This window comes from Bacteroides sp. 1001302B_160321_D4 (assembly GCF_015667765.1).
GTDB lineage: Bacteria > Bacteroidota > Bacteroidia > Bacteroidales > Bacteroidaceae > Bacteroides > Bacteroides xylanisolvens.
Window position 1 is genome coordinate 80,872 of sequence record NZ_JADPLO010000018.1, and the last position, 9,436, is coordinate 90,307.

Genomic DNA, 9,436 nt, shown 5'->3' on the forward strand with positions numbered 1-9,436 from the left:
CGAAGAACATCACTTTTACAAATTTTCTTTTCATAACTACTTAAAAATTACATTAATAATATATTATTAAACACTAAATTTCAATAATAGACTGCCCGTTACTTTGTAGGTAACGGAGAAACCTTTGTGCCTGCTCTTCGGGAGTAGTCAATACTGAAAAATAATACGATATGCAATGAAACTTTTTTACCCCTGCTTCTGAAAGGCAGTAGAGGGAAGGAGATCTTTTGCAAAAATTTAGAAGTTAACAAAGCCCTAATACAAAGAATCCGCGTGTTTTATTTGGTTAATTCCTGTTTTGAGTAGTTTATTAGAAAAAATGTATGATTTCGTTTGGTTGTTTTAAGAAATATGCTCATATTTGCACCGATATTCATTCCCGTTACCTACAAAGTAACAGAATAATTTTCAAGCGCTTACACCTACAACAGAGCGTTTCACGAAGTCAAGAACTTGTTTATTTGCTTCATCAATTTTCTTACTTCGGAAAGGTTTCAGATAGGTTTCAGTGACGGTGATAGACGAATGTCCCATCGCTTCGGAGATAATGCCCGGATGGATTTCACAATAATAAGCTGTCGTAGCCCAGGTATGGCGGGCGGTGTACGAGCTCAACTTATCGGATAATCCCAATAATTCACCTAGCAACATCAACTGTTGGTTAAAGCTGCGCAATGCCAACTGATATTCGCGATACGCCTCTTTGGTTCCTTCACGGCTTTTCAACAATGGAAACAAATAAGGAGAAGAAGGATCACGATTCATATACTTCTTCACCAGGATCATCGCTTCGGGAGTCAATGTCACTGACAATGGCCGTCCTGTCTTACGTCTGCGATACGTTATTACGTTATCACGCAAATCACTCTTACGCAAATAAGCGAGATCCACAAATGGCATACCACGAAGCGAAAACATCAGAATAAATAACTCTTGCGCCTGATATACCGCTAATGGCACACCGGACGTACGAGACAATTTTGCAAATACCTTTTTCATATCTTCATCGCCCAATGCACGTTTATGGTCGGCACGAGTACCGGTATAAACAGAACGGAACAGATGAGGTACATAAGAAGCTTTCCGAAGATCAACGGCACGATTGTAAACCGCACGAAACGTGCGCAAATAAGTGGAAACGGTGTTCCAACTGCAACCACGACTGCGAAGATATACTTCAAATCCCTTTAACCACTCCGGACTCACTTCATCAAAGGTGAAGTCCACTTTCCCACTATAAGCAATGATGGCATTCAGACTGCTACGATAGACGTGCGCAGTACCGAAGTTTCCCTCCACCTGTAGCCCGTTAGCTACCTGCTTCATAAATGTTAATACTTTCAACATCTCACTTTTATTAATAAATTTGATTCTAAATATACGAAGTATTCTCATTACTAAGAATACGTTGACCAAACAAAATATAAAGCAAGGATGTTTTGAAAAGATCAATTTGCAGAATAGATTGATAATAAAAAGAACGAGGGTACCCTTTTCGGACACCCTCGTTTTCATATTCATTCAGCGAAAGCCGGAATTACATCATTCCGCCCATGCCTCCCATTCCGGGAGCGCCCATCGGCATTTCTGGCTTATCTTCCTTCTTTTCTACAATTACACATTCAGTAGTCAGGAACATACCAGCGATAGAAGCTGCATTTTCCAAAGCTACACGAGCAACCTTAGCAGGATCTACTACACCGGCAGCGTGCAAGTTTTCGTAAACGTCCGTGCGGGCATTGTAACCGAAATCACCTTTTCCTTCACGTACTTTCTGAACAACTACTGCACCTTCTTTACCAGCGTTAGCAACAATCTCGCGAAGCGGTTCTTCGATGGCACGTTTGATGATACCAATACCAGTTGTTTCATCAGCATTATCACCCTTCATTCCTTCCAAAGAATCAATAGCACGGATATAAGCTACACCACCACCCGGGATGATACCTTCTTCGATAGCAGCACGAGTTGCACGCAAAGCATCGTCCACACGGTCTTTCTTTTCTTTCATTTCTACTTCAGAAGCAGCACCTACATAGAGAACAGCTACACCACCTGACAATTTAGCCAGACGTTCCTGCAATTTCTCACGGTCATAGTCAGACTTAGTTGCTACAATTTGTGCTTTGATCTGTTCGCAACGTTCCTTGATGCTGTCTTTGTTACCTGCACCGTTTACAACAGTTGTATAGTCTTTAGTAACTGTAACTTTGTCAGCAGTACCCAACATTTCGATGGTAGCCTGTTCCAGTTTCAAACCTTTTTCTTCGCTGATAACAACACCACCTGTCAGGATAGCGATATCTTCGAGCATTTCTTTACGACGGTCACCGAAGCCCGGAGCTTTCACAGCACAGATCTTCAATTGAGAACGCAGACGGTTTACTACCAATGTAGTCAACGCTTCGCTATCTACATCTTCTGCAATTACCAACAGAGGACGACCAGTCTGTACAGCAGGTTCGAGGATAGGCAAGAAATCTTTCAGGTTAGAAATCTTCTTGTCATAGATCAGGATGTAAGGTTTCTCCATCTCACATTCCATCTTTTCCGTATTTGTCACGAAGTAAGCAGACAAATAACCACGGTCGAACTGCATACCTTCTACTACACCGATAGTAGTGTCTGTTCCTTTTGCTTCTTCGATAGTAATCACACCGTCTTTAGAAACTTTACGCATAGCGTCAGCAATCAATTTACCGATTACCGGATCATTGTTTGCAGATACAGTGGCAACCTGTTCAATCTTGTCATAGTTGTCACCTACAGTTTCAGCCTGATCCTTGATTGATTCTACCACTTTGGCAACGGCCTTGTCGATACCACGTTTGATATCCATCGGGCTAGCACCGGCAGTTACGTTCTTCAAACCTTCAGCTACGATAGCTTGTGCAAGAACGGTTGCAGTAGTTGTACCGTCACCGGCATCGTCACCTGTCTTAGAAGCAACTTCTTTTACCAACTGTGCACCAGTGTTCTGGTAAGCATCTGCCAATTCGATTTCTTTTGCTACTGTCACACCGTCTTTTGTGATGTGCGGAGCACCGAATTTCTTCTCAATGATAACGTTACGTCCTTTCGGGCCCAGAGTTACTTTTACTGCATTTGCCAAAGCATCGACACCTTTTTTCAATTGGTCACGGGCATCGATATTGAATAATATTTCTTTTGCCATCTCTTTATTTACTATTTAAAGATTTACTATTTACTATTATTAATTAACCCAAAACAGCGAGAACATCGCTCTGACGCATAATCAGATATTTAGTACCTTCAACGTCAAGTTCTGTTCCGGCATATTTACCATAAAGAACTGTATCGCCTACTTTCAATACCATTTCTTCGTCTTTCGTACCGTGACCTATTGCCACAACTTCACCTTTCAAAGGTTTTTCTTTTGCTGTATCAGGGATAATGATACCACCAATTGTTTTTTCTTCTGCAGGTGCAGGGAGGATAAGCACTCTGTCTGCTAATGGTTTAATGTTCATAGTTACTTGTTATATTTTAGTTATACATTTAATAGTAGATGTTACCCGCCATTTTTCAGGCGGAACGCTAAAGTTATTGCGAAAAGCGTGCCAAAGTAAATAAATGATTCTTTGTCAGAAATAGACTGACAAAATGACTGACAACTTGCATTGTATGGCAAAAAAGTATATTTGTCACCTACTTTTTAAACAAAACAAAAGGATTATTCCTTATAATGACGTATATTCGTAAACGAACCATCAAATGCACTGTATAAATAATATGAATGGAATAGCATCCGGCCTCATCATCGCCTCTTGCGTCTTCTACTCCTGCACTTCGCGTACAGGAGAGATTTCTCCTGTACACGAACAACAAACAGACTCGCTGTCACAGGATACAATAGTTCAACCCGAGGTTAAACCTGTTAATAAAAAACTCACGGCAGAGCAGATAGAAATCTCCAAAGATTTATTGTATGATCAATACACATTGGAAGACACCTATCCTTATAAAGACACTACCCGGCAGTTTCAGTGGGATAAAATCAAAGAACAGCTGGCCTTGCTCGAAAATATACAGTTGCAGCCTTCCACCTGGGCTATTCTCCAGAATTACAAAAACAGAAATGGAGAAGCACCACTTGTGAGAAGTTTCAAAAGAAACGCTTACGGACGAGTGGCAGATACTCTTGGCATAGAACGTTACCAATCCGTTCCGCTTTATCTATTGACTGACACATTAGTACCCGAACGTTACGGACAGGATGGGGAATTAACCCGTTTTATCGAAGATGGAGAGAAATTCATAAAAGCAGAGCCAATGTTTACCGGAGATGAATGGATGATTCCTAAAAAATATGTCAAAGTAATCGGAGATACGATTGTTTTTAACAAAGCTGTTTTCGTAGACCGCCACAATCAGAATATCGCTTCTCTTGAACGTAGCGGAAAAGGGCAATGGGTGGTTCGCAGTATGAATCCTTCCACTACGGGACGTCATCTGCCCCCGTATGCACAGGAAACTCCTTTAGGAATGTTTGTTTTACAGGAAAAGAAAGTAAAAATGGTATTTCTAAAAGACGGCTCGAAAGAAACGGGAGGTTATGCTCCTTATGCGAGTCGTTTCACGGACGGGGCCTATATTCACGGAGTACCGGTCAATGCTCCCCGCAAGACGCAGATAGAATATAGTCCGTCGTTGGGAACTACTCCACGCTCACACATGTGCGTGCGGAATGCAACTTCCCATGCCAAGTTTATCTATGACTGGGCCCCCGTAAATGAAACTATTATTTTTGTATTGGAATAACCGTTGAACAAATCAGCATCGCCATTCCCTGATTCTTATTATCTATCTTATGAAATATGGTTAGAAAACATATTCTCTATAAGGAGGAAACTTACTTTCTTCCTTGGGAAAAGTTGCTTTTCCCTTATCCCAAACTATAACTGCAAGTTCCGGTTATAAAACTGCAACTTTCAGTTATGTAATCAAAAGTTTCAGTTATATAATCAGAACTTATGGTTATAGTTTATCTTATACTCTAAACAAGTTTTCTCCCTATGCAAAAGAAGTTGGCATAGGATGAAAAGAAACTTACCTATACGTACTTGAGAGAGAAAACAAAGAGGTCCGAACTCTTCAGTCCAGACCTCCAATTATAAAAAGGGATTTCTTTATCCCAGATGATCTCTTATCAATCAAATATCTTCTCTCTTTTATTTTCTCCGGTTTCACTCAACCCATACTTTGCCCTCGTTATATTCTGAATTATCTCTCTCTGTACACTTTCCAATGCACTTATTTCTTTTTGTAATAACTCCAAGGCAGAACCTTTCTGCAATAAATAAGACCGTTCAGTATATTTTATATAAGAAGTCGGAATCTCCTGCTTCTTTTCTTTATAATAGGCAATCGCATATCGCAAAGCTTCCGATCTATATTTGCAGACAGCCTTTCGTTCGGCATAGTACAAATCTTTATAAGCATTCTCTTCACTTCTCAACTTTTTCCAGAATGCAGAAAAGGCTGTTGATACAGCATCTTTCTCTTCCTTGGTTACCGCTTCTTTTTGCTTCTTCACCAGATCTTTATATTCTTTGTATGTATTTAAAAACTTATCCAGTTCCTCTTTATTGGCTTTATGTTCCAGACGATAAGTCTCCAAAGAAGCAGGACGCTCATATTCGACAACCTGTTGCAGATAAGGCAAATCATTCCAACTTATATATTTATTGTTTGCTTCACAATAATCTGCGTAAGCAGCTGCAAGCTGCCAACTATATTCTTTTGTCTTTTGACTCAATTCCTCGTTGATGGCGGACAAGTTCTTTTCCATCTCTTTCAAGTCCTGTGCTAATACCGCTTGCATACTTCCCCATCCGGAGAGAAACAAACAAAGCATACTCCATAAAACTGTTTTCATAATAAGATGATTTAAATTTTCTCCAAAGTTATTGTTTCTCTACAGAATTCCAAACACAATTACAGATTTGCGATATATTTCCATAATGGAGCAGCATTCAGCGCTTGCATAATTTCGTTCTTATCGAGCAGACTTCTCACCTCTTCCAATGTGAGCAGATGGACGGTGATATCTTCAGTAGCTTCCAGATGCTGATGGTCTATCAGTTCCACGTCTGTGGCAAGAAAGCAGTAAGTCAGATTGGTATGAGTGCTCGGATTAGCGGAAATCACCATATACTCTTGCCAGTTTCCTTTTCCGTAGCCCGTTTCTTCCCACAATTCACGCTGGGCGGACACCAACGGCGAAGCATCTTCCTTCTCGCAGACACCGGCACAGAGTTCATAACAAGTTCGTTCGATTCCCGGACGGTACTGGCGGACAAAAACGAATTGACCATCTTTAGTAATGGCAATGGTATTTACCCAGTCGGGATACTCAAGGATATAATACTCGGGGATATGATTCCCATTGGGAAGTAACATATCTTCGCAACGCACAGTCAGCCATGGACGGCGAAATAGATATTTGCTACTTACCGTTTTCCAGGCTTTATTCTTCTCTTCCATAAGATTTGTTTTTCTCCCGGCAAAAATACGAATTCCTCCGGATTATCCTACCTTTCGGTTGCTTGTTTTTATTCGTCTGTGTCGATACAAGTGATCTCTATCTCATGTATCTGCTCCAAGTATTTTTTGGTAGAGCTTACCAAAGAACTTCCCATGTAGAATAAAAACATCAGGCTGATAATAACCATCAATGCGCCAATCATGGCAAAACGACTACGTTGCTCGAAAATACTGCTATTCATAACTCTGCCTCCTCTAAGTTTTTTGTCCACTACAAAGATAACACGCGAGGGCTACAAAAAAGTTACAAGAATGTTTCAAAAAACTTAAATATTGAAATTCTGTTCGTATCTTTGCACCAACTAACTAACAACCTCTTTATTACAGTATGGCATTTACGAATAATATTATGATTGTCCGGCATAAATTGCTGGCAGACCTCGTTAAACTCTGGAAAAACGACGAATTAGTGGAAAAGATAGACCGGCTCCCGATTGAGTTGAGTCCACGCAAATCAAAACCCCTAGGACGGTGTTGCGTACATAAAGAACGCGCTGTGTGGAGGTACAAGACTTTTCCTCTGATGGGATTGGATATGACAGACGAACACGACGAAGTTACCCCGCTTTCCGAATATGCACGATTGGCATTGAGCCGCCCCGAACCGGACAAGGAAAATATTATGTGCGTCATCGACGAGGCCTGTTCTTCCTGTGTACAGATCAATTATGAAATAACCAACCTTTGTCGCGGATGCGTGGCACGTAGCTGTTACATGAACTGCCCCAAAGATGCGATACGTTTCAAGAAAAACGGTCAGGCAATGATTGACCATGACACATGTGTCAGTTGCGGTATTTGTCACAAGAGTTGTCCTTATCACGCTATTGTATATATTCCCGTGCCTTGTGAAGAGGCTTGCCCGGTAAAAGCTATCAGCAAAGATGAACACGGCATAGAACACATTGATGAGAGCAAGTGTATCTACTGCGGAAAATGCATGAATGCATGTCCGTTCGGTGCTATCTTCGAAATCTCGCAAACATTCGATGTATTGCAACGCATCCGTAAAGGAGAAAAGATGGTTGCCATCGTTGCTCCGTCTATTCTGGGACAGTTTAAGACTTCTATCGGACAAGTGTACGGTGCTTTCAAAGAAATAGGATTTACAGATGTGATCGAAGTGGCTGAAGGTGCTATGGCAACCACCAGCAATGAAGCACACGAGTTACTGGAGAAATTGGAAGAGGGACAGAAGTTTATGACTACTTCCTGTTGTCCTTCTTATATCGAACTGGTTGAGAAACATATTCCGGATATGAAACCATACGTTTCTACCACCGGATCACCGATGTACTATGCCGCACGGATTGCCAAAGAGAAGCATCCGGATGCTAAGGTTGTGTTTGTCGGCCCTTGTGTGGCTAAACGCAAAGAAGTACGTCGTGACGAAGCGGTGGATTATATTCTGACGTTTGAAGAAATCGGTTCGATTCTCGACGGGTTGGGTATTGAATTGGAACAGGTACAGGAGTTCTCTGTATTACATACGTCTGTTCGCGAAGCACATGGATTTGCACAGGCAGGTGGTGTGATGGGAGCTGTCAAAGCTTATCTGAAAGAGGAAGCGGATAAAATCAATGCAATACAAGTGTCTGACATCAATAAAAAGAATATCGCTCTGTTGCGTGCCTGCGCCAAAACAGGAAAGGCTGCGGGACAGTTTATTGAAGTAATGGCATGCGAAGGTGGATGTATCACCGGACCAAGTACGCATAATGATATTGTTTCGGGACGTCGCCAATTGGCACAAGAGCTGCTCAAACGAAAAGAGAGCTATGAAACAATGGATCGATAGACTACGGCAGGAAAGAACACTTAGACCGGAAGAGCTCCGGCAACTGTTGACCGGATGTGACGCAGAAACCCTGCGTTACATCAATAAACAGGCGCAGGAAGTCGCTCTCCGCCACTTCGGAAATAAGATTTATATCCGTGGACTGATTGAAGTCAGCAATTGCTGCCGGAACAACTGTTATTACTGTGGTATCCGAAAAGGAAATCCCAATATCGAACGTTACCGATTGAACCTGGAAAGTATACTGGATTGTTGCCGGCAAGGATATAAATTAGGTTTCCGCACTTTCGTGCTGCAAGGAGGAGAAGATCCCGCACTGACAGACGATCGGATAGAAATGACTGTTGCCCGTATCAGGCAGAATTATCCGGATTGTGCCATTACACTGTCGCTCGGAGAAAAATCGCGTGATGCATACGAACGTTTCTTCCGTGCCGGAGCCAACCGTTATCTGTTACGTCACGAAACATATAATGAGTCGCATTACCGGCAACTGCATCCGGCAGAAATGTCCGGCAAACAGCGCCTGCAATGTTTAGCGGATTTGAAAGACATCGGCTATCAGACAGGAACCGGAATTATGGTCGGCAGCCCAGGGCAAACAGTAGAACATATCATCGAGGATATCTTGTTCATTGAAAAGCTACAGCCGGAAATGATTGGCATCGGTCCTTTCCTACCCCATCATGATACGCCTTTTGCCCAATATCCCAGCGGAACGGTGGAACGGACGATTCTTCTATTATCTATCTTCCGTTTGATGCATCCATCCGCATTGATTCCGGCAACAACGGCTCTCGCCACTCTTATCCCTGATGGTAGGGAGCGGGGTATATTGGCAGGTGCAAATGTGGTTATGCCCAACCTGTCTCCCCGGGAGGAACGGAGAAAATATGAATTATACAATGACAAAGCTTCACTCGGAGCAGAATCCGCCGAAGGACTGGCTACCTTACAAAAGCAGTTGAATTCCATCGGTTATGAGATATCTACCGAAAGAGGCGACTTTAAGTGCACCACAGATTACACGGATTCACACAGATTTATTTCGAATTAAATTTTAATCTGTGT

At 42.0% G+C, this 9,436-nt stretch carries 9 protein-coding genes; 3 read left to right on the forward strand and 6 right to left on the reverse strand.

The window, feature by feature from the left end; genetic code table 11:
- Window positions 1-408: 408 nt before the first annotated feature.
- The 3 genes from KFO40_RS09485 to KFO40_RS09495 all read right to left on the reverse strand — a co-directional run bounded on the left by KFO40_RS09485 (window position 409) and on the right by KFO40_RS09495 (window position 3,491).
- Window positions 409-1,347 carry a tyrosine-type recombinase/integrase gene (locus KFO40_RS09485; protein WP_004307167.1) on the reverse strand — a complete coding sequence of 313 codons (939 nt, stop codon included), beginning with the start codon at window positions 1,345-1,347 and terminating at the stop codon, window positions 409-411.
- A gap of 190 nt (window positions 1,348-1,537) precedes the next feature.
- Window positions 1,538-3,175 carry a chaperonin GroEL gene (groL, locus tag KFO40_RS09490; RefSeq protein ID WP_004301061.1) on the reverse strand — a complete coding sequence of 546 codons (1,638 nt, stop codon included), beginning with the start codon at window positions 3,173-3,175 and terminating at the stop codon, window positions 1,538-1,540.
- A gap of 43 nt (window positions 3,176-3,218) precedes the next feature.
- Window positions 3,219-3,491 carry a co-chaperone GroES gene (locus KFO40_RS09495; protein WP_004301062.1) on the reverse strand — a complete coding sequence of 91 codons (273 nt, stop codon included), beginning with the start codon at window positions 3,489-3,491 and terminating at the stop codon, window positions 3,219-3,221.
- A gap of 244 nt (window positions 3,492-3,735) precedes the next feature.
- On the opposite strand from KFO40_RS09495, the gene KFO40_RS09500 reads away from it, so the two are divergent.
- Complete coding sequence (locus KFO40_RS09500; RefSeq protein WP_099146567.1) at window positions 3,736-4,782, forward strand: L,D-transpeptidase; 1,047 nt, start codon at window positions 3,736-3,738, stop codon at window positions 4,780-4,782.
- A 388-nt stretch (window positions 4,783-5,170) separates the two neighbouring features.
- Here KFO40_RS09500 and KFO40_RS09505 read toward each other — a convergent pair whose 3' ends face one another.
- From KFO40_RS09505 to KFO40_RS09515, 3 genes are all read right to left on the reverse strand, one after another.
- Window positions 5,171-5,899 (reverse strand): DUF5039 family protein, encoded by a 729-nt coding sequence (locus tag KFO40_RS09505; RefSeq protein ID WP_004301066.1) that lies wholly within the window; start codon window positions 5,897-5,899, stop codon window positions 5,171-5,173.
- Between the two features lie 59 nt (window positions 5,900-5,958).
- Window positions 5,959-6,507: an NUDIX hydrolase gene (locus KFO40_RS09510; protein ID WP_004301068.1), complete on the reverse strand. Its 549-nt coding sequence runs from the start codon at window positions 6,505-6,507 to the stop codon at window positions 5,959-5,961.
- Window positions 6,508-6,575: 68 nt separating this feature from the next.
- Window positions 6,576-6,749 (reverse strand): hypothetical protein, encoded by a 174-nt coding sequence (locus KFO40_RS09515; protein WP_004301069.1) that lies wholly within the window; start codon window positions 6,747-6,749, stop codon window positions 6,576-6,578.
- Between the two features lie 146 nt (window positions 6,750-6,895).
- Between KFO40_RS09515 and KFO40_RS09520 the strand changes: the two genes are divergently transcribed.
- Together KFO40_RS09520 and hydE are read left to right on the forward strand one after the other, a co-directional pair.
- Entirely contained in the window at window positions 6,896-8,365 is a 1,470-nt protein-coding gene (locus KFO40_RS09520) for a 4Fe-4S dicluster domain-containing protein (RefSeq protein WP_004314012.1), read from the forward strand.
- Window positions 8,346-9,422, forward strand: a complete 1,077-nt coding sequence (gene hydE / locus KFO40_RS09525) for a [FeFe] hydrogenase H-cluster radical SAM maturase HydE (RefSeq protein ID WP_211146294.1) — start codon at window positions 8,346-8,348, stop codon at window positions 9,420-9,422. Before KFO40_RS09520 ends, hydE begins: the two co-directional genes overlap by 20 nt.
- Window positions 9,423-9,436: the final 14 nt, after the last annotated feature.

Coding starts and splice junctions, on each gene's coding strand:
- KFO40_RS09485 (WP_004307167.1), bottom strand. CDS start 1,347: ATGTTGAAAGTATTAACATTTATGAAGCAGGTAGCTAACGGGCTACAG.
- groL (WP_004301061.1), bottom strand. CDS start 3,175: ATGGCAAAAGAAATATTATTCAATATCGATGCCCGTGACCAATTGAAA.
- KFO40_RS09495 (WP_004301062.1), bottom strand. CDS start 3,491: ATGAACATTAAACCATTAGCAGACAGAGTGCTTATCCTCCCTGCACCT.
- KFO40_RS09500 (WP_099146567.1), top strand. CDS start 3,736: ATGCACTGTATAAATAATATGAATGGAATAGCATCCGGCCTCATCATC.
- KFO40_RS09505 (WP_004301066.1), bottom strand. CDS start 5,899: ATGAAAACAGTTTTATGGAGTATGCTTTGTTTGTTTCTCTCCGGATGG.
- KFO40_RS09510 (WP_004301068.1), bottom strand. CDS start 6,507: ATGGAAGAGAAGAATAAAGCCTGGAAAACGGTAAGTAGCAAATATCTA.
- KFO40_RS09515 (WP_004301069.1), bottom strand. CDS start 6,749: ATGAATAGCAGTATTTTCGAGCAACGTAGTCGTTTTGCCATGATTGGC.
- KFO40_RS09520 (WP_004314012.1), top strand. CDS start 6,896: ATGGCATTTACGAATAATATTATGATTGTCCGGCATAAATTGCTGGCA.
- hydE (WP_211146294.1), top strand. CDS start 8,346: ATGAAACAATGGATCGATAGACTACGGCAGGAAAGAACACTTAGACCG.